The organism is Microbulbifer maximicatervae (SeqCode) (genome assembly GCF_052467065.1).
On the sequence record NZ_CP174299.1, the window covers coordinates 2596008 to 2621711 of the forward strand.

Here is a 25704-nt window from a genome sequence, read left to right on the forward strand (position 1 = left end):
AATCCCGAGAGTCTATGTTATCGATTGTAAAAGGCTGGGTGAACCGCTACTTCAGTCAGGAAGAAGTGGTGCTTCTGGTTTTAATATTGACCCTGGCCCTGGTGGTCCTGGCGACTCTGGGAGCTGTGCTAGCCCCGGTATTCACCGCGCTGGTGATCGCCTTCCTGATGCAGGGTATGGTGCAAAAGCTGAAGTCTTGGCGTGTGCCACACTGGCTGGCGGTTACCCTGTCTTGCTTGGTGTTGGTGGGTACTATTGTGGCTCTGTTATTTGTGGTGCTGCCCATTATCTGGCGTCAGTTGGTGCGGCTTGGGGCAGAGTTGCCCAATATGGTGCAGCGCGGGCAGGAGCTTTTATTGTTACTTCCTGAGCGCTACCCTCGTTTAATTTCAGCCGGGCAGATCGATGAAATCTTCAATACCCTTGGCAGCGAATTGGGCGGCCTGGGGCAGACACTGCTGGCCTTCTCCCTTACCAACCTACCCATTTTTGCCGGCTTGCTGATTTACGTTGTAGTGGTGCCGATCCTGGTGTTCTTCTTCCTTAAGGATGCGGAACAGCTGATCCGCTGGTGCACCTCTTTCCTGCCCAAAGAGCGGCCCATGCTCCACCAGATTTGGCATGAGATGAATGATCAGGTGGCCAATTATGTGCGCGGTAAGGTGATAGAAATTGGCATTGTGGCTGCTGTCAGTTATGCCGCCTTTCTGCTACTGGGGGTGAACTACGCCCTGTTGCTGGCAGTCGCCGTGGGTTTCAGTGTGTTGATTCCTTATATCGGCGCAGCGGTTGTCACTATCCCCGTTGCGGCTATTGGGCTTTTCCAGTGGGGGTGGAGTAATGAATTTCTCTACCTGATGATGACTTACGGCATTATCCAACTGCTCGATGGCAACGTACTGGTACCACTGCTGTTCTCCGAGGCAGTTAACCTGCACCCGGTTGCCATTATCCTCGCGGTGCTGTTCTTTGGCGGCATCTGGGGTTTCTGGGGCGTCTTCTTTGCAATTCCCCTGGCGACCTTGCTCAAGGCCATTATGAGTGCCTGGCCTACCCATGAGCACCAGGTAGAATGGGAGGCCCGGCGTAGCTCGGAGTAATTGCCCGATATCTTTCTTTGTCTGTAGGCCGCGGCATTTGCTAGAATGCCGCGCTTTCTTTTATTTGATCCCTTCAAATAGGTGAGAGCCCATGAGCCTGGCTGACAAAGTTCTAGCGGTCAATAATGACCTGCCGATCCGCACCGACAAGCCTATCCACAGTGGCAAGGTCCGTTCCGTATACTGGCTGAGCGAAGAAGACAGCCGCCGCCTGATTGAGGAGAAGGGCTACCCGGTTTCTCCTGACACCCCACTTGCGGTAATGGTGATTTCCGACCGTATCTCCGCGTTCGACTGTATCTGGACTGGCGAAGGCGGTATGCGCGGCATACCAGGCAAGGGCGCAGCACTAAATGCTATTTCCAACCACTGGTTCAAGCTGTTTAAAGAGCAAGGCCTCGCCGATAGCCACATTCTGGATATCCCGCACCCGCTGGTGTGGATCGTACAGAAGGCGCGCCCGGTTATGATCGAGGCGATCGCTCGTCAGTACATCACCGGCTCCATGTGGCGTTCCTATGAGATGGGTGAGCGGGAGTTCTGCGGTATCGAGATTGCTGATGGCTTGCAAAAAGACCAGAAGCTGCCTGAATTACTCATTACCCCCTCCAGTAAAGGTATTCTCAAGGGTATCCCCGGTGTACCGGAAGCGGACGATGTCAATGTCACCCGCAAGAATATCGAAGATAATTTCGAAGCCTTCGGCTTCCGCAATGCAGGCGATATCGACCTGTACGAGAAGTTGCTGAAAGAAGGTTTCGATTTGATTTCCGCAGAGTTGGAAAAGCTCGACCAGGTCTTTGTCGATACCAAGTTTGAATTCGGCTATGTCACCGATGCCAATGGTGAAGAAAAGCTGATCTATATGGACGAAGTAGGTACTCCGGACTCCTCCCGTATCTGGGATGGCGAACAGTACCGCGCGGGCAAGGTTGTGGAGAAATCCAAAGAGGGTTTTCGCCAGGCGCTGCTCAACTACTTCCCCGATACCGATATCCTGTTGAACAAAGATCGCATGGATGAGCGCTCGGCTTTGGCTCGTGATAACGAGCTGCCAGAATCTATGCTGATGGATCTCTCTAATACTTATATTGGTATTGCTGAGAAGATTATTGGTACGAAACTTGAGATATCTGATAATCCCAAAGAGGAATTGCTTGAAGTTCTCCGCAAGGATTACGGTCTGGTCGACTAATCTGGATCGAACTGTAAAAAACCGGCGTTTTCGCCGGTTTTTTTATGCCTGCCATAATTCGCCACAATTCCTCCTGTTTTGTGCTCGTATTCCTGCCGTCTTTCGCCCGCTTCCCTCTGTTTAATGACTTCAACATCCAATTTAAAAGTGGAGGTAAGTGAGTGAACAGGGTGATGTTATTCGGGCAGCGGTTCCATAAAGACGATCTGATGTTGTCGACAGAGGAATACTATCGTCGCCGCCAGAAAACTGGTGGTGTAGGGCGCTGGTTGTTATTTGTTGTGGTGGTATTGGCAGTTGTCATTGCGGCAATCGGGGCAGAGGTCAATGCTCAGGAGCTTCCCTCTGTGAGTGATGCGATCCAGCAGGAGTTCACCGAGGCAGTTACTCTGGACGATGTAAAGGGCGGGGACTTACTTTTTACTGGCAATGAGTCCGGAAAGTATATTCCAGCGGTGCACCTGAAAAGTCAGGTCAGTATTTCCGTGCGGGGTCTGGTAGCGGAAGTAGAGCTTCAGCAGCAATTCAAGAATACTACCGACGGCTGGCAGGAAGCGGTGTACGCATTACCACTGCCTGAGCAAGCTGCGGTGGCGGGGCTTGAAATTCAGGTGGGCGAGCGCCGCATTGTCGGTAAGGTGCGCGAGCGGAAAGAGGCCTCCAAGATTTATAAGGCTGCTCGTGCGGCGGGTAAGCGTGCAGCTCTTCTAGAGCAGCAGCGCCCAAATCTGTTCACTAATAAAGTGGCCAATATTGCCCCCGATGAGATGGTGCAAATTAATATCCGCTTTTTGCAGCCAGTGAATTATGACGGTGGCGTTTTTTCACTGCGCATGCCCACGACATTGACCCCACGCTATATCCCTGGCAAGCCAATACCCTCCCAGGCATTGAACGGCGATCAGCAGGAGTTGGTGGCAGAGAGTAGTGGCTGGGCACTGCCCACTAATCAAGTGCCGGGTGCTGCGTCGATAACTCCGTTTATGCAGCCAGCGCAGGAGCTAGAGGCACTGGGTAGTCATAATATTTCTATCGAGGTGGATCTGCATGGCGGACTGCCGCTAGCAAAAATCGATAGCCCCTATCACCAGATTGATATTGATAACCGAGGTGACGGTCGCTATCGGATTCAGTTGCGAGATGAAACAGCTGCAATGGATCGGGATTTCTTATTGAATTGGCAGCCGCGCGCTTCTGCTATGCCGCGGGCGGCATTGTTTAGCGAGAAAATCACAGCGCAAGAGGGGGTAGAAGAGCAGGCTGGTGCTTATCTGCAGGTCATGCTGCTGCCACCCAGCGACGGTACCTCTGCGCAGCGTTTACCGAGGGAAGTGATTTATGTGATCGATACTTCCGGCTCCATGTCTGGCAATTCTATTCGTCAGGCAAAGGAGAGTCTTACCCTGGCACTGTCTCGCCTGCACAGCAATGATCGCTTTAACGTTATTGAATTTAACAGTACAACCCGCGCATTTTTCCTGCGCCCGATAGCCGCGAGCGCGGAGAATATCCGCCGTGCGCGTCAGGAAATCGAAAACCTGAATGCCGAGGGAGGTACAGAAATGGCGCCGGCCTTGCGAATGGCACTCGGTCAGCAAATGCAGGACGACACCAGTACCGTTCAGCAAGTCGTATTTATTACAGATGGTGCGGTGGGCAATGAGCGGGCCCTGTTCGAGTTAATTAGCCAGTCCTTGCATAACGCCCGGTTGTTTACTGTGGGTATTGGTTCGGCGCCCAATAGCCACTTTATGCGCAAAGCCGCTCAGTTTGGACGCGGTACTTTCGTCACGATTGGCGATATTTCCGAAGTTCGCGAGCGTATGCAGGCTCTGTTCGCCAAATTGGAAAATCCTATGGCTACAGACCTGCAACTCAGTTGGCCCCAGGGAGTCGTCGCGGATGCCTACCCCAAGCGTATCCCGGATCTCTATAACGGTGAGCCTATGCAGTTGGTGGCCAAGGTGCAGGGTGATCTCTTGCAGGGAGATATCCAGCTGCGGGGTCGAATGGCGGGTAAACAGTTTGTGCGCAAACTCGCTCTGAAAGTAGAGAGTGGTAGCGATACTTCAGGCATCGGCAGTGTCTGGGCGCGCAGCAAGATAGATTCTCTACGGGACCGGCAGCTCCAGTCTGGAGAGCAGTCGGATGCGGGCCTGGCTCTGCGCAAACAGATTTTGCAGACTGCCCTGAGCCATCAACTTGCCAGCCCCTACACCAGTTTTGTTGCAGTCGAAGAGAAAGTTGTACGCAGCGCTGAAGAGAAGTTATCTCGCAGCTCGGTCACCAATATGGTAGCTAAAGGGCAAGTGCTACAGCGCCAGGCCTATCCGCAAACTGCTACAGGTCTCTACGGGCAGTTATTGGCAGCGGCGGTATTGTTGATGTTTGCGGCGATCTTCCAGCGCGGTCGGGCCTTGCGCAGCAACTTGACCCGAGCCCTGCGCTCCTTCCTGCGCAGGGTTTTACCGGACCCCCGTCAACCCAGCGGCGCTAATCCTCTGCAGCGGGGAGGTGTGTAAGCGTGGCTCGCTCACTGCTCTTTATGCTTTGCTTGGGAACGGGATTGTGGCAGCTGGGTTCCGCCAGCTGGCTCCTGGCCAAGGCAGAATTGGCTCAAGTGTTGATTAATAGTGCTTGGGAAGAACAGCTACAGGGCGGGGCTCTGCAAAAGCCCTGGCCCTGGGCGGACACCTGGCCAGTGGCCAAGTTAAAGTTGGAAGGGCAGTCGCCATTAATTGTTCTCAGCGGCGGTAGTGGTCAGGCGTTGGCTTTCGGCCCTGGTCTCTTAGCTGGGTCCGGCAACCCTGGTGAGCCTCGCACCACGGTTATTGCCGCACACCGGGATACTCACTTTGCGGGATTAGAGCGTGTCAGGCGGGGTACCTCCATTTACCTGCAGGATAAACGCGGACGCTGGCATACTTATCGGGTTGCGGAAATGCGAATTGTGGATAGTGAGAGAGAGCGTTTACCGATCTTTGCCGAGCGGGGTTTATTGCTGGTGACTTGTTACCCCTTTAATGCCCTGGCGGCTGGTGGCCCGCTGCGCTACTTGGTCTACGCTGAATATCAACCCGGTGGGGAGCTGGTTCAGCTGTGACTGATGTCTTTGTTTGAGACTCGATTTTGTAGTTCATTTTCTCAAAAATTCCACTAAATGTTCCGGTGAAACGGCCAAACGGCAAATAATTGTTTTGCTCTTTTGTTTTATTTGTTACTAACCGTCCTATCTGGAAAATTTTTTGTAGTAATACTACAATTCCCTCCGCTAACAACCGGGGATGGGGTTTTGTCCGCCAGTCTGCGCGGGCCCCGGAACAAATAATCACAGTCAAACTAGGCACTTGCGGCAATCAATTGCGCCGCTTTCCTCACCGTCATATTCGAGTAAAGATTCACAAACTTTGCATTTACGCCAACAAAGTTGGTGAATTGGCGGAACCAAGAAAAAAAGGAAGCTTTTTTTTGCTCGCGCTGTAGTTTGCCCGCGTACCGATTTTTGAGAAATAGACCGACTCGACGTCGCCTAATTCGCCGAGGAGCACTTGATGCACGAAGATACCGATAACCTCGAAACGCAGGAGTGGCTGGACGCGCTGCAAGCGGTTATCCGCTATAGCGGCAAAGAACGCGCAGCCTTCCTCCTGAAGCAGCTGTCTGACCGCGCTACCGATGTAGGCGTACAATTGCCTGCAGCAATCACCACTCCCTATCGCAACTCCATTCCGCCCAATGCGGAAAAGCGTATGCCTGGCGACTTATTTATGGAGCGCCGCATTCGCTCCCTGATTCGCTGGAATGCCCTGGCGATGGTGGTACGTGCCAACCAGAATGACGATGGCCTCGGTGGCCATATTTCCAGTTTCTCCTCTGCGGCGACACTCTACGATGTGGGCTTTAACTACTTCTTCCGTGGCAATGAGGGGGAGGAGCGTGGCGACCTGATTTTCTTCCAGGGCCACAGCGCACCGGGTATTTATGCCCGTTCCTACCTGGAAGGGCGCTTCGATGAAGAGCAGCTGGACAACTTCCGTCGCGAAGTGAACGGCAATGGCCTGTCCTCTTACCCGCACCCCTGGCTGATGCCAGAGTACTGGCAGTTCCCCACGGTCTCCATGGGATTGGGGCCGATCCAGGCGATTTACCAGGCGCACATTATGCGCTACCTGTCTGCCCGCGGCCTGTCCCCGCGCGGCGATCGCAAAGTGTGGGCTTTCCTTGGTGACGGTGAGTGTGACGAGCCGGAAACCCTGGGCGCAATTTCCCTGGCCGGCCGCGAGCAACTGGAAAATCTGGTGTTCGTGGTTAACTGTAACCTGCAGCGTCTGGACGGCCCGGTACGCGGCAACGGCAAGATCGTGCAGGAGCTGGAAGGCGTATTCCGAGGTGCCGGTTGGAATGTTGTCAAAGTACTCTGGGGCCGCCTTTGGGATCCGCTGCTGGAGAAAGATGACAAAGGCCTGTTGCAGAAAGTCATGGACGAAGTGGTCGATGGCGAGATGCAGAACTTCAAGGCCAACGGCGGCGCTTATACCCGTGAGCACTTCTTCGGCAAATACCCGGAGTTGCTGGAGCTGGTTAAGGATATGTCCGACGATGAGATTATGAAGCTTAATCGTGGCGGCCACGATCCTTACAAGGTATACGCAGCTTACGCAGCGGCGATGGCCCACAAAGGCCAGCCCACCGTGATCCTGGCCCAGACCGTTAAAGGTTACGGCTTAGGCTCCGCCGGTGAAGCGGCGATGGATACCCATTCTGTGAAGAAGCTGGACCTGGATTCCCTCAAGCGTTTCCGCGATCGCTTTGCCATTCCGCTCACCGATAAAGAGCTGGAGGAGGTCCCTTACTACCGCCCATCTCCGGACAGCCCGGAAATGAAATATATGGCGGAGCGCCGCAAGGCCCTGGGTGGTCCGGTTCCCCGTCGCCCGGTTGAGTGCCCGAAACTGGAAGTTCCCGGTCTCGATGCCTTCAGCGCACTGACCAAAGGCTCCGGTGAGCGCGAAATCTCCACCACCATGGCATTTGTCCGCGCTATCGCGGCCTTGGTGAAAGACAAGAATATCGGCAAGAACATCGCGCCGATCGTTCCCGATGAAGCCCGTACCTTTGGTATGGAAGGTCTGTTCCGCCAGCTGGGTATCTATTCCTCCCAGGGGCAGCGCTACACCCCGGTGGATCACGGCCAGATCATGTATTACAAGGAAGATAAGAAAGGCCAGGTGCTGGAAGAGGGCATCAACGAAGCCGGTGCCATGTCCACCTGGATGGCGTTGGCCACGGCTTACAGCAACCACGGCGTGCCGATGGTGCCTTTCTATATCTACTACTCCATGTTCGGTTTCCAGCGTATCGGCGACCTGGCCTGGGCCGCTGGCGATATGCAGGCGCGAGGCTTCCTGATCGGTGCCACTGCTGGCCGTACCACCTTGAACGGTGAGGGTCTGCAGCACCAGGATGGCCACAGCCACGTACTGTCCTCCACTATCCCCAACTGCCGCAGCTACGATCCGGCTTACGGTTATGAGCTGGCGGTGGTTATGCAGCGCGGCTTGAAAGAGATGTACGAAGAGCAGAAGAACCTCTTCTACTACATCACTATCGAGAACGAAAACTACCTGCAGCCGGAAATGCCTCAGGGCGTGGAAGAGGGCATTATTCGCGGTATCTACAAGCTGCAGTCCAATGTCAAGAAAGGGGCCAAGGGCAAAGCGGCGAAGAAACATGTACAGCTGATTGGTGGCGGTACTATTTTGCGCGAAGTACTGGCAGCGGCGGATATCCTCGCCGACCAGTTCGGTGTGACCTCCGATGTCTGGAGCCTCACCTCCGCTGTGGAATCGGCCCGTGAAGGCCAGGATGTGGCGCGCTGGAATATGCTGCACCCGGAAGCCGAACCGCGCAAAGCCTGGATCACTGAGCAGTTCGAAGGCAATACCTCCCCGGTTATCGCCTCTACCGATTACATCCGTTCCTATGTGGAGCCACTGCGCGAATTTATCGACGGTGAACTGACCACCCTGGGTACCGATGGTTTCGGCCGCAGTGACAGCCGCGAGCAGCTGCGTCGCTTCTTCGAAGTGGATCGCAACTACGTGGTAATTGCCGCACTGAACGGCTTGGCCAAGCAGGGCGTTATTGATGCGAAAGAGGTTGCGGAAGCAATCGTGAAGCTCAATATCGACGCCGAAAAAGTTAACCCGCGCATCAGCTAAGAGAAGGCAGAACTCCTATGGCAAAACAAGTCATTAAAGTGCCTGATCTCGGTGGTGCCGATCAGGTGGATGTGATTGAAATTTCTGTTGCTGTCGGCGATACCGTCGCGCAAGAGGATTCACTGATTGTGGTGGAGGGCGATAAAGCCTCCATGGATGTGCCAGCCCCAGTGGCTGGCAAAATCCTCAGCATCAGCGTGAAAGAGGGCGATAAAGTCTCCGAAGGCGATGTGATTGGGGAGATAGAAACCGATGTGGCGGAAGCGCCGGCAGAGGAGCCCGCTGCGGCCCCTGCCAAGCAAGAAGCTGCACCCGTTGCGGAGCCTGTGGCTGAAGCCCCTGTGGCAGCGCCGAGCGGCGAGCCGAAAGAGGAAACGATCCAGATCCCGGATCTGGGCGGTGCCGATGCAGTTGATGTGATTGAGATCAGTGTGCAGCCCGGTGATGCGGTCGAAGAGGGCGACTCCCTGATTGTGGTGGAAGGCGATAAAGCCTCTATGGATGTGCCTTCCCCCAGCGCCGGTACCGTAGTTTCTATCGCGGTAAAAGAAGGCGATAAGGTTTCCACGGGTGACACCCTGGGCGTATTGAAAGTAGTTGCTGCAGGCGCCGCCGAGCCTGCGGCTCCAGCTGCAGCCCCTGCAGCAACAGCGCCTGCCGAGAGCGCGCCACTGCAGGCATCTGCGTCTGTTGAGCCCCCGGCAGTGCCGCAGAAAGACTATCAGCTGGAGCGCAACCTCACCGCAGCAGCCCAGGTTTACGCCGGCCCCGCCGTGCGCAAACTGGCCCGCGAGTTGGGTGTTACCTTGAATAAGGTGAAGCCTACCGGCCCGCGCAACCGGGTATCCAAGGACGATCTGCATAATTACATCCGTGAGCAGGTGAAGAAAGCTGAAAGCGGCGGGGTTGGTGTCGGCGGTGGAATCGGTATCGCCAAGATGCCGGATATCGACTTCAGCCAGTTTGGCCCGGTGAATGTGGAGCCGATGAGCAAGATCCACAAGATTACCGCAGCCAACATGTCGCGCAACTGGCTCAATGTGCCTCACGTCACCCAGTTTGACGATGCGGATATCACAGAGCTGGAAACCTTCCGCAAGTCCATGAAGGCCGAGGCGGAGAAGCGCGGAGTGAAGCTCACTCCAGTGCCTTTCCTGCTGAAAGCGGTAGCTGCGGCCCTGCGTGCAGAGCCCAACTTTAATGTGTCCCTGCACAACGATGGCGAGCACATTGTGCGCAAGGACTATGTGCATGTGGGTATGGCAGTAGATACACCCAAAGGTTTAATGGTGCCGGTTATCCGCGATGTGGATAAGAAAGGCCTGTACGAGCTGGCGGCAGAGGCCACTGAAATGGCTCTGAAAGCCCGCGATGGCAAGCTGAAGCCCAACGAGATGCAGGGCGCCTGCTTTACCATTTCCAGTTTGGGGGCTATCGGCGGCACCGGATTTACCCCGATCGTCAATTCTCCGGAAGTTGGTATCCTCGGTGTTTCCAAGCTGGCGATGAAGCCGGTGTGGAACGGCAAGGACTTTGAGCCTCGCCAAATGTTGCCCTTGGCGCTTTCCTACGATCACCGCGCAGTAAATGGCGGAGATGCCGGACGCTTTATGACTTACTTGGTCAGCGTGCTGGCAGATGTGCGCAGACTGTTGCTGTAATTACCAGCGAGTTAAAGTCAGTAAAAAAAAGCGGCCAATCGGCCGCTTTTTTTATAGTCAGGACTAAGGAGCCTCTAAATAACTCCGTGATGCCTCTGGCATGCAGAGCGGTTCACAATCAAGGCGCGGCTTCGCAGGAATGTCTAGACCTTTCAAGAAGTCGCAACGCGGAGTGTGAATCGCTCTGTAAGCCCCAAAGGGCGGGCCTTGAAGGCCGCATCTGCTGCGTTGCAGCTCTTGCAAAGGGCTAGGGCCATTCGCGGCGAGCTGCGCCTAACATCTGCAGCCTTCAAGACCCGCAGAGGCATTACGGAGTTATTTAGAGGCTCCCTACATTCCATATAAGTAAGTTAGCCTTTAAGTGGAAATGAAATATTCGCCGCAAAAAACATCAATAAGATGATTTACGCGCAAATCGATTCTGGGTTGCTGGCTGCTAATGCCTCGGCAGCTAGACTCACAGAGAGGCTACTATCATCGCAGCACTGAAAATTTGAGGTGTCGGATTATGGGACCTACAAGGAAATTCGCGTTGCCGCTTGTGGCGGTATTTGCGATGCAGGGCTGCTTGTTTTTGCCTGCGGACGAAGTGGAGGGTGAAGACCCTTTCTTTTATGAGGCAGAGGCTGCCGGACAAAGCGCCAGCTTTGTGGAAGTCGGCAGTAACCACACAAAATACCCACAACCCCTTACCGCCAAAAGCGAATGCGAGGCGGTGGATTGCGTAGATAGCTTGCAGGACTCCATGGCCTGGTTTTTCCCTATATTGCGGGTTTACTAACGACTGTAGCTGAGCCTAGTGTGGAGCTGTTGCGAAATAGCCGGATCTAAAAGTGCGTGGACTCTGTCCGCGCGGTGCTGATACGGAGCGCTACCATGCAAAAGTTTGCGATATTTATTTCTGCCTTGTCGATGGGTGTATTCCTTGAGGGTTGTGGAACTCCCGATACGCGCAATCAAGTGGTTTATCCCGTAAGCCCGCCAATTCCCCGCCATGCGGAATACCGGGGTTATCCCTCTTCTCACTCTTCTCATTCCTCCCATGTGCCAGATGCGCCTGCGTCTCCAGCAAGCTGCCCGGGGGATTCTGAGGAGCTGGCGCCGGGTTCTATTTGTCCACCCAGTGCCCGTTGTTTTGACATTTCCGGTGGAAGGCGTTGTATTTCCTATGAAAATTAGCGTTGTTTTTTTTCTTATTCTTGTAGCGCAGTCCCTGGCGGGCTGCGTGGCTGACGGTTTCGGTTATGACTTAACCGGCACGGCAACTTACTACACCTACAAAACCACTCCGGTGCCACCGGATGAACTTACTGCATTCCCGCGTTTTTGCCTGGCCGGTGATCCCTATATGGGAAGTCTCGATAACTGCATTGCCGAGGGTGTGCACTGCTATCAACTGGACACCGGTGATTGGTGTGAAGGACCTTACTCACCGTTTGAGTTGAGTTACAGTTTCTACTGACCAAGTAATTTTCCGCTAGTGCCGCTTTTTGAGCCGGTGCGAAATGGTGGTATGGGGGCACGTAGTTTATTTTGACTCCATTGTTTTTTCCTAAGTGGAGTAAAAATTAAGACTGGATCGTTTTATTTTGGGATGCCGATTTAAACAGGTTTAATAATGAGGGGTGCCAATAGAAGCTGGATGCGAAATGTAATTGTCGCAGTGGATCAGCTAGGAAATGCTATTGCCGGTGGTAATCCCGATGCAACAATATCGGCACGCTGTGGGTATTTTTCCAGAGTGACGGAAACCCGTTTTCGCCACTATTGGAGATTTTTGGAGCGGGTGATTAATTACACCTTGATGCCAATAGATGGGCCGGATCACTGTTACCAGTCTTATCTGTGGGATCGCGCTGAGAAACACGAAGAGGGCAGTGACTATATGCGAGCCCTTCTGGGGGTGATCGTTATTATTTTTTGTGTTCCCATGGGGTTATTGATTCGGGTTTATGTAATTTTATTTCCGAGAGCCCGCTGGAAAAAGGAAACGCGCAAATAGAAAAAAGCCCGGGCGCATAGCATTTATGCGCTCGGGCTAAGCGGGGTTAAGTGTTAGCTACTTGCTCCAGAGGTAAGTTACTCTCCTGGCTATCTGTAGTGCGGGCAGCTGATAGTTTGCCGCCGGCAATCTTGCGCAGGGCAACATAAAATACTGGAGTGAGGAACAGGCCAAACAGGGTTACACCGATCATGCCGGTAAATACGGTAATGCCCATGGCATTGCGCACTTCAGCGCCAGCGCCGCCGGCCAATACCAGTGGAACAACACCGGCAATAAAGGCGACTGAAGTCATAATGATAGGGCGCAGACGCAGGCGGCAGGCTTCCAGTGCAGCCTCGACAGTACCTTTGCCTTCCATTTCCAGTTCGCGAGCAAATTCCACGATTAAAATAGCGTTCTTACAAGCGAGCCCCATCAGTACAACCAGCCCGACTTGAACAAATACATTGTTGTCGCCGCCAGTAGCCCAGACACCGAATAGTGCAGCCAGCAGACACATGGGCACGATCAGGATCACCGCCAGTGGCATTACCCAGCTTTCATAGAGGGCGGCCAGCACCAGGAATACCAGTAGTACTGCGAGAGGGAAAACCACCATAGCGGCATTGCCCTGGTTGACCTGCTGGAAGCTGAGGTCGGTCCACTGGATTTGCATGCCCGGAGGCAGGGCTTGGCTGGCAACCTGCTCAACCGCTGCCAGTGCCTCGGAAGAGGACAGCATGCTGGGATCGGACTGCCCCATCAGGTCGGCTGCCGGATAGCCGTTGTAGCGGATTACCGGGTCGGGTCCGTAACTCTGGCGCAGGGTCACCATGGTGCTGATGGGCACCATCTCCCCATTCATATTGCGGGTGTAGAGATTATCGAGATCCTGCACTTCATCGCGGAAGGGTGCATCAGCCTGGGCAACGACCTGGTAGGTGCGGCCGAAAAGGTTGAAGTCGTTGATATACATAGAACCGAAGTAGAGCTGCAGGGTGCCGAACAAGTCGTCCATGCGCACACCTTGAGCCTTGGCCTGTAGTCGATCCACTTCCGCATCCATCTGCGGCACATTGGCCTGGTAGGAGCTGAAGGGGTAGCTAAGGCCACTGGCTTGGCTCAGGGCACCAGCCAACATATTGGTGGCGTTTTGCAGTTCACCGTAGCCGGCACCGCGACGGTCCTGAACATAGAGGGAGTAGCCGGAGCCGGCACCCAGGCCGAAGATGGGCGGCGGCATAAAGGTCATGGCAAAGCCTTCCTTGATCTGTGAGATCTTGCCATTTAGCTCCGCAGCAATTTCCTGGGCACTGCGCTCGCGCTCATCGAAATCGTCGAACAGGATAAATACGGTGCCCACGTTAGGGGTGTTGGTTCTTTGCAGCGCATTGAAGCCGACAAAGGCCGCGGCGTTGGCAACACCTTCTGTTTCCAGGGCCAATTCACTTACGCGGCGAGCAACTTCCTCGGTGCGGTCCAGGGAGGCACCTTCCGGCAGGCGGATACTGCCCACCAGGTAAGTTTTATCCTGAACCGGAATAAAGCCGCCGGGTACCTGTTGGAACAGGGCGAAAGTACTGCCGAGCAATATCAGGTAAACCCCAAACACGATACCTCGACGCTTGAGGCTGCCACCCACGATCCGCTGGTAACGCTCGGAGTTGCGCTGGAAGAAGCGATTGAACGGGCGGAATATCCAGCCGAACAAACGCTCAATAATACGCGCTGGCAAATCTTGTTTGGCGCCGTGGGGCTTCAGTAGGGTCGCCGCCAGAGCCGGAGATAGAGTCAGAGAGTTGATCGCGGAGATTATGGTGGCGATAGCAATGGTGGTAGCGAACTGGCGGTAGAACTGGCCGGTGATACCATCCAGAAATGCCATGGGCACAAATACTGCACAGAGCACCAGGCTGATCGCGACAATCGGACCACTCACCTCGCGCATGGCCTGGTGGGCAGCGGCTAAAGGCGTTAGTCCCTCCTCGATATTCCGCTCGACGTTTTCCACCACCACAATGGCGTCATCGACCACGATACCGATGGCCAGCACCATAGCGAACAGGGTCAGGGTGTTGATTGAGAAGCCCAGCATCAACAGCACTGCAAAGGTGCCGACAATAGATACCGGCACGGCCAGCAGCGGGATCAGTGAAGCGCGCCAGGTTTGCAGGAACAGGATAACTACCAGAACCACGAGCAGTACGGCTTCCAGTAGGGTCTTGATCACTGAACTGATGGAGGTGCTCACAAAAACCGTGGGGTCGTATGCGACTTCCCACTTGAGGCCTTCCGGGAACTGGTCATCCAGTTCAGCCATTTTCTCCCGTACCGCCGCAGAAACCTCCAGTGAGTTTGAGCCGGGGGATTGGAAAATAGGGATGGCGACAGCCTGGCGGCCGTTAAGTAGGGCGCGCAGGGAGTCCTGGGAAGAGGCCAGCTCTACACGGGCCACATCTCTCAGGCGGGTGATCTCGCCATTATTGCCGGTCTTGAGTACAACATCACCAAACTCCTCTTCGCTTTCCAGGCGGCCTTTGGCGTTAATGGAAATCAGGAAGTCGGAGCCGTTGGGCATCGGCGAGGCGCCGATCTGGCCGGCGGAAACCTGCACGTTCTGCTCGCGTACGGCGCTGACAATATCGGCGGCAGTAACTCCGACTGCGGCGGCTTTCTGCGGGTCCACCCACAAGCGCATGGCATAGTCACCGGAACCGAATACGGCGGCGAGGCCCACGCCGGGTATGCGCGATAGCTCATCGCGGATATGCAGCACGGCGTAGTTGCGAATATAGGTAGCGTCGAGGCTGTCGTCCGGTGAAATCAGGTGTACCGCCATCATCAGGTTTGGTGACTGCTTCTGGGTGGTAACCCCCTGTAGGCGCACATCTTCGGGCAGGCGCGGCAGGGCCTGGGACACGCGGTTTTGTACCTGTACCTGGGCTTGGTCCGGGTCGGTGCCCAGCTCAAAAGTAACGTCCAGGGTCAGGGTGCCGTCACTGCCAGCCACTGACTTCATGTAGATCATATTCTCCACGCCGTTAATCGCTTCCTCCAGCGGCGTGGCAACAGTTTCCGAAATCGTCTTGGGGTTGGCGCCAGGGTAGCGGGCACTTACTTGCACGCTGGGTGGCACAACCTCGGGGTATTCGCTGACCGGCAGTGAGGGAATACTGATCAGGCCCACAACGAAAATAATGATCGACAACACGGATGCAAAAATCGGTCTGTCGACAAAGAAACGGGAAAAATTCATATACTGCTACTCCGAGAGCGACTTAGTCAGCCGCTCGGATTCCATTGATAGGATTAGCTGAATGTATGGGCTCACCTCGGCAAGCCCCTTGCTCTTTGTTTAGTGGCCGGCGACTTGGGTCGCCTTTACCTGCACCTGCATGGCCACCATTTCCGGTGCGACGGGCATGCCTGGGAAGAAAATCTTTTGCAGGCCATTTACCACAATTTTCTCGCCGGGCTCCAGGCCGCTGCGGATAACCACCAGGTCACCTTGGCGTGGACCAGCGACTACAGGGCGCTTTTCGGTGATATTGCTGTCGTTGACGATGTAGACATAGCGACGGTCCTGATCGGTAAGAACCGCTTTGCTATTGATTAAAACTGCCTGTGAAACCTCTTCAATCGGCATTTCTACCCGGGCAAATTGGCCCGGTCTAAAAAAGCCGTCCCTGTTGCTAACCACAGCGCGGAACTGAATAGTGCCGGTATGGCTGTTCAGGCGGTTATCAATAAAGTCCAACTCCCCATTGTGTGGATAGCCTTGCTCACCGGCGAGGCCTACGCGCACAGCAGGTTTTTGTCCGCTATTAAGTAAGTCGCGGCCCTTAGCAAAAGTCTGCTCATCGCTTTCGAAATATACATACATGGGGTCGACAGAGACCAGCGTTGTCAGCAGGGTGCTGTCGGCATTGGCGAGGTTGCCTTGAGTAACCAGGGCGCGGCTTACTCGGCCACTAATTGGCGCTTTAACTTCCGTGTATTGAAGGTCCAGTTGGGCATTGTCCAGTGCTGCCTCGGCGGCGCTGAGGGCTGCTCGAGCTGAATCTCGCGAAGCGATCCGCCGATCGTATTCTTCGCGTGAGATGGCTTTGCTGTTGAGTAGCTGTTTTGCTCGGCCGGCTTGCTTCTCGCTATAGGAAAGATCGCTGCGAACCCGAGCCAGGTCTGCGCGGGCGGCGCGTTCGCGGGCCTGGTAAGGGCGGGGGTCAATGGTGAACAGGACATCACCCTGCTTCACCAGAGTTCCCTCGGCAAACGAAACCTTATCGATATAACCGCTAACCCGTGGGCGCAGTTCAACGGTTTCCGGGGCTGCCACACGGCCGGTAAAGCTACGCCACAAGGTCGTTGCTCCTGAAGTTACCTGAGCGACCTCCACTGCAGGGGGGGGAGGCTGATGACCGCTTGGTTCACCACTATTGCAACCGGCGAGTACCAGTGCGGATACGCCGAATAAAACCGTCGTTAATTTTCTTACCATTACGCGTGTACTCCCTTTGCTACCGAGGGGGAAGGGCTGTTGGGTGCTTCTCCCAGTAAGGGCGTAACTCTAGCGGTGGTCTGTATAGCTGCGGTATCCGGGAACTGTTAATTGATTGCCTATTTCTACTTAAGGGGTGCTTTTGGTTTAGAGGGATCACATTATGATAGATGTGCAAAAAACTGGATATATAACTAGTTATCGCAAAAGGTGATTAAGATATTCTAGTAACTGTAGGGCTATTAATTGGTTATGGTTACCTATTACTGCACAGTGATTGCCCAATCCTGCAAACTTGCACGGAGATTGCCTAAAACTCCGTATACTGTGGGCCACTTCATTTTGAGTCGTGGAATTGATACGGGCGCAAGGGGAGAGTATGAGCATTGAGAACAGAGCGGAATTCAAGTCTGCTGCCGTAGATATGGAGTCTCTACGGCAGAAACTGATTGCCTCGCTGATGCGGCAGGCCCCTGAGCAGGGGTTAAATGAAACGGCACTGGGCGGCCTGTCTTTGATCCGTTGTAACGAGTCCGGGGCCTGTGCGGCAACGGTGTATACCCCATCCCTGAGCTTTATTATTCAGGGTCGCAAGACCTTGGAGCTTGGAGATAGGGAGATCACCTATATGTCACTCAGCTACCTGGCGACCTCTGTACATTTGCCTATCCTTGGGCGGGTTGAAGATGCAACCCAGGAAACACCATTTCTTGGGGTGAAGATAACGATTGACCCACAAGAAGTTGCAGATCTGGTTCTGGAGTTGGGGGATAAGGCTCCTGGAATTGAGGCGGGGTACGACTGCCCGGAAGTTAGCTGTGGGCTGTGCCTGACCAAAATGGACTACGGCATGTTGGATGCGCTTAACCGACTAGTCTCTCTGCTGGATAGCCCCAGAGATGTACCCATATTGGCTCCTCTCGCGCGGCGTGAAATTATCTATCGTGCTTTAATGGGGGAGATTGGCGCAAAGATGCGCAAATTCGCCATGGCTGATAGCCAGGCAAACCGCGTATCGCGGGTGATTGAGGTACTCAAGGACCGTTTCTCAGAGCCGCTGCGTATTAGCGACTTGGCCGGCCAGGCCAATATGAGTGAGTCGTCCCTCTATCACAGCTTCAAGCAGATCACCCGCATGTCCCCGTTGCAGTTCCAGAAAAAGCTGCGCTTACATGAGGCGCGACGCCTGATGTTGACCGAGGGGCTGGAAGCGGCTTCCGCCAGCTATAGGGTTGGCTATGAGAGTCCCTCTCATTTCAGTCGTGAATACAGCCGCATGTTTGGTCTTCCGCCCCGAGCCGATGTGATTAAATTGCGCGGTGAACAGCGGGTCCCAGCTTAATTTGAAACTGGGTTGCCCTGCTTCAAAACAAACAGGCTGCACCATCCCTCGGGACTGATATCGCCCTCCACAACCAGGCAGGCATTGGGGGGCTCAAAAAGCTGGCAGTCCACGCATTTTTTCCCATCCTTGGGAGTATCCTGGTAATTTACTTTGTCTTTTTGCGCTTTGATTTGTGCCTGTGCCGAGGGCGCTGCAATAAATGTGGCAGGAATTAAAAGTAGCGATGTTCCTGAAAGCTTAAGAAAGTGGCGACGGGAGTTGTCTAGAGGCTTTTCCATAAATGAACGCCTGAATGATGAAAAAAAGTTTCTGGCATTCAGGTTAGCTGGCGAAGAGAGTTTTGCTCAAATTAAAGGCTTTGTTTTAAGCGGTAATTTTATTCTATTTGTTAAATTGGAGGCGGCGCCATAACGGCGCCGTCTGTTTTTACTTCTTTTACTTGGTTACGCGTATTTTAGCTACAGATTTATCTCCGCTGCGAGATACGACCCGAACCTTTAAGCCGTAAGGTGTGATAGCGCGGCCGGCATCTGGTATTTCTTCGCTGCTATAGCTCCGGGTGTCATTAAACAATGGGTAGCGGCGGTTGTGAGTGTCACTTAAGAGTATGCCGTAGTCCTCGAGTAAATCCAGAACCATGTCGTCGGCTCTTTCGATGTTAAATGTGGCATCGTGAACCTGATAGCGGGTACTGGCAACGGAATCATCACTCCATCTCAATACATTTTGGTCGGCATCAACAACTCCGAGGAAGCCGTTTCCTGGGTGTACGCCAACCCAGTTATTATCGTAGCTGGAATCTACGTACCAAACCAAGAGGCCTTCTGTGAAAGTGAGCATCTCGCCGGCTACATTGACATGTGCCAATCCGGCATCAACGCCGCGATGCGTACGCCATTCGAGTAAGTAGTAGTGATCGTGCTCGAGATAGCCTGGGTTTCGGCTAAAGCCTGCAAGGCTAAAGTTGCCATCAGTTTCAGCATCATCGAAAAGGAATGTTGTGTCATCAATTTCGATGCTGATGTCATCGGCAAAAAGACCTGAATTCGCTACAGCGCCATCAGTAATATAGGCAAGTGAAAGGCTAATTTCTTGCCCGGCGTAAGCGCTTAGATCGAATGCAACGTCAATCCAGCCCTCGGAGCTACCAGTAATACCATTACCTGGGTTGGTGCCGTTGGGGTTGGTATCTGTAGTTACTGAACCAGGAATGGAGACAAAGCCATCACCGGAATCTACCATGATCGCGGCGTAATCCCAATCCAGCTCAATGTCGTACCAAGCTTTGAAAGAGAGGCTTGCTGTTTCTGCATTGCTCAGATCAACAGATATTGTCATAGAGTTTTGCAGGTTGTTGCCGCTACCGCTGAAGTAGGCGTATTCCCCACTGCTGGGTTCGGTAACTATTTCTTGTTTTGCTGGTAGGTCAATTCGGACTGCATCGTTATTGGTCCCCTTATTAACCGCTTCATCGAGTAGCAACTCGATACCGCGGCGAGGAATTTCATCTAGTGCAATAGTTTCACCATGAAGCCAGTTCCCACCATGGTTGTGTTGCAGGTATTCCTTGGCATAGGCAGAGAAGCCGGTGGGCTCTGAACCCGGAATAATACCGGCCCAGCTACCACTGGACATAATGGACCAGGAGGAGACGGGTTCACCGCGACCGCTACCATCGGTATCGTATTCATCGGGCAAGCCCAGGTCATGGCCGTATTCATGGCTGACAACCCCTGCAGCGGCGTCCGCCGGCTGAATGGTGTAATCATAAGCAGCCATAGTGCCGCCCCAGTAATCTACCTCCGCAGTAGTTCCTTCAAGTGAATAGACTCCGCCAAGGTTCCAGCGGTGAGACCAAATGGCGTCTTCACCCAGTTGCCCGCCACCTGCTTCTTCACCAACCGAGGAGTGGAAGATCATGATGTGGTCTACCAAACCATCTGCTTCCCAAAAATCGCCATCACCATCCAAGTCGTAACGGTCTTCAATATCAAAATCTGACAGGTTTACTGTGGGGTCGGCAGCTGCAGCTTCCAGGGCCTCACGAATTAGGGAGCGAGCATCACCATCAGTGTTATTGCCGTAAAAAGCTGCTGGTTGGCTGGCCATATACCAACCTGCTACAGAGCCTTCAACAGAGTAGCTGTTACCGGATTGCTGCCAGTAAAACTGTTGCATGGATAGCATGTTTTCCCCACTGGGGCCTTCAAAGCCGTTTTGGGAGAAAAGTAAGTCAGCGTAATGTTCAGCGGCGTAATCCGCGTAGTACATATCACTTTCCCCGGGCTCGATGCTGTTATGGGGAAAATCGGGGAACTCCATCAAAATAGCGAGAACCCGTGCAGTTTGGGCTTCACCGTCGTAGCTCTCTAGTTGAATGTTTCTAGGGTGGCGGCTGCCATGGTTGCGGTGAAGGGAACCTTTGCCCCTTTTAAGCCGGGGGTGATGTTTTCCACGGGCATCGCGCATCATCGTTACGGTATCGCTGGAAAGATCTTGAGCCCCATTAATGCTATGGGTGGCCCGCTCTTTTAAGTAAGTTCTTAAAGTACGTTCAGCTTCTGCAATAGAGGCATCTTGGCTGATGCGCCCAGAGCGCTTGAGCATATCAATTAATTTGGCTTCATTGGCAATGACCAAGTCAACTTGATCACCACCTTTTTGATGTGAATTAATCGCCTGGGCATTGGCTGCCATCAGGCTCAGTGCAAGTGTGCTGGCGGAGAGCAAACTATTTATTTTTAACATAGTCCCTTCTTGTGCGTTTCGAGATAAATTAAAGCTAGTATCGAAACCTGACCCAAATAGAATTTTTTATAGTAGCCAGATTTCGAACTTTGGTAGCTTGGTTTTTTTATTGTCAGCTACAAAGGAATGACGTTTTTGTAGGAGTTGGCCGCAATATTTTTGTGGGGGGCGGAGTAATTTTACACCTTAGTATTACTTTTACGTGATTTTATAGTGTTTTTTAAAAGTAAAAACTCATTAGTTTATCAATAACAGGGGGTTGATAATGTAAGGTGTTGCTCACTTATGTGTTTTGGTTTTCCAGGGCATCCAAAGGCAAATCTGTAAGCCTCCATTAGGGCGGTTTAAAAGCTGAATATGTCCATCATGCGCATCAATGATTTCTCTACATAGAGCTAATCCCAAGCCTACGCCTTGCTCTTTTGTTGAGAAGAAGGGGAGTAGTGCCTGCTCAAGTACTTTCTCACTCATCCCGCAGCCTCGGTCGGAAAGTACTAGCTTCTGTCCAAAACTGTCGGTGCTAACTTCAAGTTCAATATCTTTGCTGTCGCTACCAGCTTCTCGTGAATTCTTAATTAGATTTAGTAGGGCTTGCTCTATTTGGATGGGGTCAAAGTAGCCGGGTTCATCTGGCAGGCTTCCCTTAAGGGAAAAAGCTTGAATTGGCATTATGCGATTGACTAGCTCCTGCCAGCTAATAGTCTCACAGCTTGGAGCGGGAAGTTTGGCAAAAGAGGCGTATCCCTGAGTGAACTCTGTCAGGTGTTTACAGCGGTCTGCAATAATATCGAAAACCTTCTCCAAGGCCTGTTCTTTTCCAGGTTTTGTTACCAGCATTTTTCCAGAATGCGCGAGTGATGAAATTGGGGCTAGAGAGTTATTCAGCTCATGGCTGATCAAACGGATAACTTTTTTCCAAACTTCTACTTCTGCACGAGTTAGCTCACGGGTCATTTCGCGTAAAACGATTAGTCGGTGTTTTTGTGTGTTTAAAACAAAAGTACTGTTTCCGATATGCATGGAGTGGGGACCATTGATGTCGGCATAATTAAACAGTCCATTCTTCCAACTGTTAATGGCGCTGGCAATTTCTTTGGGACTCTTGGATAAAAGCTTCTGTAATAGTAGTCCTTGTATTGGCCTTCCATTGTTAAGAAGTTGCTTGGCACTACTGTTTGAATAAATAATACGATCGTTTTGATCCACCAGTAGAAGAGCTTGGGGTGATGTTTGGATAACCGTATCCAAAAGGAGTTCCCGTTGATAAATATGGGCACGTTCCTTGCGTAAGTGTTCCCCTATCTCGTTATAGAGAATTGTTATTTGTCGGAGTTCACTATCCTTGGGATGTACTAGGGAGATTGAGAAATCGCCGTCACGGAAATTTAGCAGGCCGTTTTGTAATGATTTCAGGGTGCTAGTTAGGGGGGCAATTATAAGGCGAACCAGTACAATTAATAACGGCAATGAAATGATAAGTCCCGCTGACCAGGCGAGTGATGGGCTAAAACCAGCCCGAGTACCGAGCCAGGATATGGTAATACCGGCGACTAAGGGAATGGCCGCTGTTGCAATAAGGCGGCCTTCAAGTGAAAAATATTTCGACATCAATAGGGTATACCGTGTTTTTCCAGGCGGCGGTATAGTGCTTGGCGGCTCATGCCGAGTTCTCGCGCAGCCTGGGCAATAATGCCATTGCAGTTGGATAGTGTCTCTTGTAGCAACTCGCGGCTGGGCTCAAAACTCACTTCCACTTTATCGGTTGTCATTTGCTCAGGAAGTGCCAGGACGGCTTCATCGATAGTATCCTCCTGACTTAGGACGGCCGCTCGCTGCATAACATTTTGCAGCTCCCGTACATTGCCGGGCCAATGATAGCGAGTAAGGGCATTTAATGCTTGAGGAGATAGTTTTTTGGAGTTGCTACTTTCTGCGAGGAAGCTCATTGCGAGGGGGGCGATGTCCTCAGGGCGCTCATGCAGTGGCGGAAGGCGCAGCTCTATAACATTGAGTCGATAAAATAAATCCTGGCGAAACTTGCCTTCCTCGATAGCCTTGTGGAGATCTCTATTGGTAGCACTGATTACCCGAACTTTGGTTTTGCGGGTTTGGCTGCTGCCTAAACGCTGGAATTCCCCGGTTTGTAGTACGCGCAGTAGTTTCACCTGGCCACTGGGTGACAGCTCGCCAATCTCATCGAGAAATAGGGTGCCGCCATTGGCGGCTTCAAACCTGCCCTCCCGTGCCCGATTGCCGGCGCCGGTATAGGCTCCAGGTTCGGCTCCGAACAGCTCTGCTTCCATCAGATCTTCTGGCAGTGCACCCACATTAACTTTAATAAAAGGCCCTTCTCTAGATGAAGAGTTTGCCTGGACAACTTCAGCAATCTTCTCTTTGCCGGCCCCATTTGGCCCTGTGATCAGGATGGGAACTTCAGATTTCGCTACTTGAGTGGCCATCTCCAACAGCTTTTGCATTTTATCGCTGCGGTAAATTATGCCTTGTAGTAAAAAGTCCTCCCGTAATTGGCTGCGAGCATTCAAAGCTTGTTGCTGGGATGCCTGCTGGCGCTTTTGTAATTCTCCCAGCTCCAATAAATTGTTTATTGTGGATATTAGTTTATTATCATCCCAGGGCTTACCCAGGTAATCAGCAGCACCAGCTCTGACTAACTCGACGGCCATTTCCAGTTGAGTCCAAGCGGTTAGCAGGATAATCGGAAGGTCCGGATTTATTTCCCGAATCGCAAAGAAGAGTTCTTTTCCCTCTTGTCCAGAGGTTGTATCAGCGGTGAAGTTCATATCCTGGATAACCAGGCTGACATCGCTGTTCTCTCGTAGCAGTTGTAGTCCGGCTTGAGGAGTAATCGCACAAAGTGGCTGCAAGTCATGCAGGGACAACAGGATCTCCAGGGCGGAAACGATACTGCTGTTGTCATCAATAATAAGTACTTTGTCCATAGTTTCTAAGACACGCTATTAAGGCGCCTATTATGCAATGTGTTGATGGCGAGGGGGAATGCTTGTGGCAGGTTTTCCCTGCCACAAATAGATCTGGAAGAGCTAGTGGCCGATATGTTGCTCGGCAGGTTTATGGTCGAAGCTGAGCACCCTAGCTAGCTGCCACTCTCCATCTACCTGTTTCCAGAGATGAGTGAACTGAGAAATTTCCCGTAAGACTTCAGATTTGTCGTCATTGATGCCGTAAAATCGATGGGTGCCAGATTGAATAGCGCCATAATGGTTGACTGGGTAGATTTTAGTGCTCTCGATTACCAATTCACGACGTGCACGAATACCACTTCCATTTTCACGCTGTTTACACATATTGGTAATGGCCTTGACAAACTCTTCTCCAGACTTTGCTGTTTGACCCCACTTGTCATGGTACATTTCAAAGTCATCGGTCACCAGGTTTTGTGCTTCTCTTAGATCACAATTATTGAATAATGCATCAAATAAGCGTTGGTCGGCTCTAGTAATTTGTTGTACAAGTTTTTCAGTTGCTATTGGACCAGCAATAACCGGATGTTTTTCAGCTTGTGAGGTGGGACTTAGAAAGGTTAGCCCCATAAAAAAGAAAGAAGATATTTTTTTAAACAAGATCAATGTCCCTATTGTTTTTTTACTGGGGAGTATGTCGACCGAATGTGGCAGATAAACCATGAAAATGAATGAGGAAAACTTTTACGTTATCTTGGGAGTGAGCAATTAGCTCACCCCCTAAAGGTTGTTGTTTAAATACTTCGGGTGGCTGTCGCCGGCGATATATTGGCTGCTCGTAGTGCTGGAGCAAGTGCAGCTACAAGGCTGACTAAGAGAACCAGTAGCGCACAAATAACTAGAGGTACAATTGTTAAAGTAGGCTGTGAGTAATCGCGAACCATATATTGATTGGCAATCAGTGCCGCTGCACTTCCCACTGCGATACCCAGGCTCGCTATCATTCCATTCTCTATAAGGAAATACCGGCTGATATTGGTACGGGTAGCGCCTAATGCACGTCTAACACCAATCTGCTTGGCCCTTTGATTAATCCAGAAAATGGTTAGACCTACAATGCCAAGAGCTACAATAAAGCTCAACATGGCTGCAACAATAGAAAGTACTTTAACCATCATATTGTCGATAGCATAGCTGCGCTTGACATACTTGGAGAGTGGTTCGACAGAGATTACTCGCTGAGGGTCTCGTTCAGAAAGCTTGTCAGCTAACACCTTCATTACTTCATCGCGTTTGCCTGGTTCAGTACGCACTATATATTTTGCATAACGCCTATTTTTTATTTCTGGGTAAAACATCACATTGCCAGCTTTGGACCATCCAACCCAGGCTCCCAGATGCCGCTCTACAACTCCGACTATTTCCATCGGTTCAGAGCTACCACCGGAGAAAATTGGCCGCCCTATAGGATCCTGATTGGGGTAGAACTTGTCAGCAAGTTGCTGGGTGATAATGACAACAGGTTTTTTTGTAGCCTCGTGAGAGTTGCTGGCCTGCATATCGGCTTCGGTAAAGTTACGACCTGCGACTAAATTTAAATTGAGGGTGTTAATAAAGTGTGGATCAACTTGATAGTAGTTGGCTCCTTCTCCGCCGATTTCCTGATTGGCTTTATTGTGATATACCGAAGACGATCCTGATTGCGATAGAGGGATTTGTTGAGTGATCGAAGCATCGACAACATTTGGAAGTTGACGGAGAATCCCCAAATCGGCTCGTACCGCCCCAATTGTGTCGTAGTCTTTTGGTATTGCCATGAATCCAATAGTAATAATGTTGTCGACATCGATTCCTGTGGGCCGGTTTATCTTTTCTACTCTATCTTGGATTATTATTGCTGTGTTGCTGATAATTGCCAGGGTTAAGCCAAGCTGAAGGGCAATCAGCAGTGCAGAAACTTTGTTGCGCCAGAGGGCGGACAGCATCGGTTTTAATTCAAGCATGGTCAGG

The 25704-nt window shown here is 52.2% G+C and carries 19 protein-coding genes; 11 read left to right on the plus strand and 8 right to left on the minus strand.

What is annotated here, in order from left to right; translation table 11 throughout:
* Window positions 1-14: 14 nt before the first annotated feature.
* The 10 genes from ACJJI1_RS11510 (at window position 15) to ACJJI1_RS11555 (ending at window position 12179) form a co-directional block, all read left to right on the plus strand.
* On the plus strand, window positions 15-1100 hold the full coding sequence (locus tag ACJJI1_RS11510; protein WP_282934585.1) for an AI-2E family transporter: 1086 nt from the start codon (window positions 15-17) through the stop codon (window positions 1098-1100).
* Window positions 1101-1191: 91 nt separating this feature from the next.
* Window positions 1192-2295, plus strand: coding sequence for a phosphoribosylaminoimidazolesuccinocarboxamide synthase (locus ACJJI1_RS11515; protein WP_444959349.1), 1104 nt, complete (start codon window positions 1192-1194; stop codon window positions 2293-2295).
* Between the two features lie 161 nt (window positions 2296-2456).
* Window positions 2457-4817, plus strand: a complete 2361-nt coding sequence (locus ACJJI1_RS11520) for a marine proteobacterial sortase target protein (protein WP_444959350.1) — start codon at window positions 2457-2459, stop codon at window positions 4815-4817.
* Between the two features lie 2 nt (window positions 4818-4819).
* Window positions 4820-5398: a class GN sortase gene (locus ACJJI1_RS11525; protein ID WP_444895154.1), complete on the plus strand. Its 579-nt coding sequence runs from the start codon at window positions 4820-4822 to the stop codon at window positions 5396-5398.
* Window positions 5399-5846: 448 nt separating this feature from the next.
* On the plus strand, window positions 5847-8516 hold the full coding sequence (gene aceE / locus ACJJI1_RS11530) for a pyruvate dehydrogenase (acetyl-transferring), homodimeric type (protein WP_413664434.1): 2670 nt from the start codon (window positions 5847-5849) through the stop codon (window positions 8514-8516).
* Between the two features lie 17 nt (window positions 8517-8533).
* Complete coding sequence (gene aceF, locus ACJJI1_RS11535) at window positions 8534-10177, plus strand: dihydrolipoyllysine-residue acetyltransferase (RefSeq protein ID WP_444959351.1); 1644 nt, start codon at window positions 8534-8536, stop codon at window positions 10175-10177.
* Between the two features lie 508 nt (window positions 10178-10685).
* Complete coding sequence (locus tag ACJJI1_RS11540; protein WP_444959352.1) at window positions 10686-10958, plus strand: hypothetical protein; 273 nt, start codon at window positions 10686-10688, stop codon at window positions 10956-10958.
* A gap of 95 nt (window positions 10959-11053) precedes the next feature.
* Entirely contained in the window at window positions 11054-11356 is a 303-nt protein-coding gene (locus ACJJI1_RS11545; RefSeq protein WP_444959353.1) for a hypothetical protein, read from the plus strand.
* Window positions 11346-11639: a hypothetical protein gene (locus tag ACJJI1_RS11550; protein ID WP_413664437.1), complete on the plus strand. Its 294-nt coding sequence runs from the start codon at window positions 11346-11348 to the stop codon at window positions 11637-11639. Before ACJJI1_RS11545 ends, ACJJI1_RS11550 begins: the two co-directional genes overlap by 11 nt.
* A 180-nt stretch (window positions 11640-11819) precedes the next feature.
* Window positions 11820-12179 (plus strand): hypothetical protein, encoded by a 360-nt coding sequence (locus ACJJI1_RS11555; RefSeq protein WP_444892827.1) that lies wholly within the window; start codon window positions 11820-11822, stop codon window positions 12177-12179.
* Between the two features lie 46 nt (window positions 12180-12225).
* Here the strand turns inward: ACJJI1_RS11555 and ACJJI1_RS11560 are convergent, their stop codons facing one another.
* Both ACJJI1_RS11560 and ACJJI1_RS11565 read right to left on the minus strand, forming a co-directional pair.
* Window positions 12226-15417, minus strand: coding sequence for an efflux RND transporter permease subunit (locus ACJJI1_RS11560; RefSeq protein WP_444959354.1), 3192 nt, complete (start codon window positions 15415-15417; stop codon window positions 12226-12228).
* A 99-nt stretch (window positions 15418-15516) separates the two neighbouring features.
* The gene (locus ACJJI1_RS11565) at window positions 15517-16659 is read right to left on the minus strand and encodes an efflux RND transporter periplasmic adaptor subunit (protein ID WP_444956716.1); all 1143 of its coding nucleotides are present in this window, start codon (window positions 16657-16659) and stop codon (window positions 15517-15519) included.
* A 379-nt stretch (window positions 16660-17038) separates the two neighbouring features.
* Here ACJJI1_RS11565 and ACJJI1_RS11570 point away from each other — a divergent pair, with 379 nt between their 5' ends.
* The gene (locus ACJJI1_RS11570) at window positions 17039-18001 is read left to right on the plus strand and encodes an AraC family transcriptional regulator (RefSeq protein ID WP_444956717.1); all 963 of its coding nucleotides are present in this window, start codon (window positions 17039-17041) and stop codon (window positions 17999-18001) included.
* Here the strand turns inward: ACJJI1_RS11570 and ACJJI1_RS11575 are convergent.
* The 6 genes from ACJJI1_RS11575 to ACJJI1_RS11600 all read right to left on the minus strand — a co-directional run bounded on the left by ACJJI1_RS11575 (window position 17998) and on the right by ACJJI1_RS11600 (window position 25697).
* Entirely contained in the window at window positions 17998-18282 is a 285-nt protein-coding gene (locus ACJJI1_RS11575) for a hypothetical protein (protein ID WP_282934201.1), read from the minus strand. The two genes, ACJJI1_RS11570 and ACJJI1_RS11575, sit on opposite strands and share 4 nt — an antisense overlap.
* Window positions 18283-18439: 157 nt before the next feature.
* Window positions 18440-20752, minus strand: coding sequence for an immune inhibitor A domain-containing protein (locus ACJJI1_RS11580; protein WP_444956718.1), 2313 nt, complete (start codon window positions 20750-20752; stop codon window positions 18440-18442).
* Between the two features lie 279 nt (window positions 20753-21031).
* Complete coding sequence (locus ACJJI1_RS11585; RefSeq protein WP_444906374.1) at window positions 21032-22360, minus strand: sensor histidine kinase; 1329 nt, start codon at window positions 22358-22360, stop codon at window positions 21032-21034.
* Window positions 22360-23712, minus strand: coding sequence for a sigma-54-dependent transcriptional regulator (locus tag ACJJI1_RS11590; RefSeq protein WP_444956719.1), 1353 nt, complete (start codon window positions 23710-23712; stop codon window positions 22360-22362). Before ACJJI1_RS11590 ends, ACJJI1_RS11585 begins: the two co-directional genes overlap by 1 nt.
* A 102-nt stretch (window positions 23713-23814) precedes the next feature.
* Window positions 23815-24354 carry a nuclear transport factor 2 family protein gene (locus tag ACJJI1_RS11595; RefSeq protein ID WP_444956720.1) on the minus strand — a complete coding sequence of 180 codons (540 nt, stop codon included), beginning with the start codon at window positions 24352-24354 and terminating at the stop codon, window positions 23815-23817.
* 134 nt (window positions 24355-24488) lie between these two features.
* A complete protein-coding gene (locus ACJJI1_RS11600; protein WP_444956721.1) occupies window positions 24489-25697 on the minus strand; it encodes an ABC transporter permease in 1209 nt (402 codons plus the stop codon).
* Window positions 25698-25704: the final 7 nt, after the last annotated feature.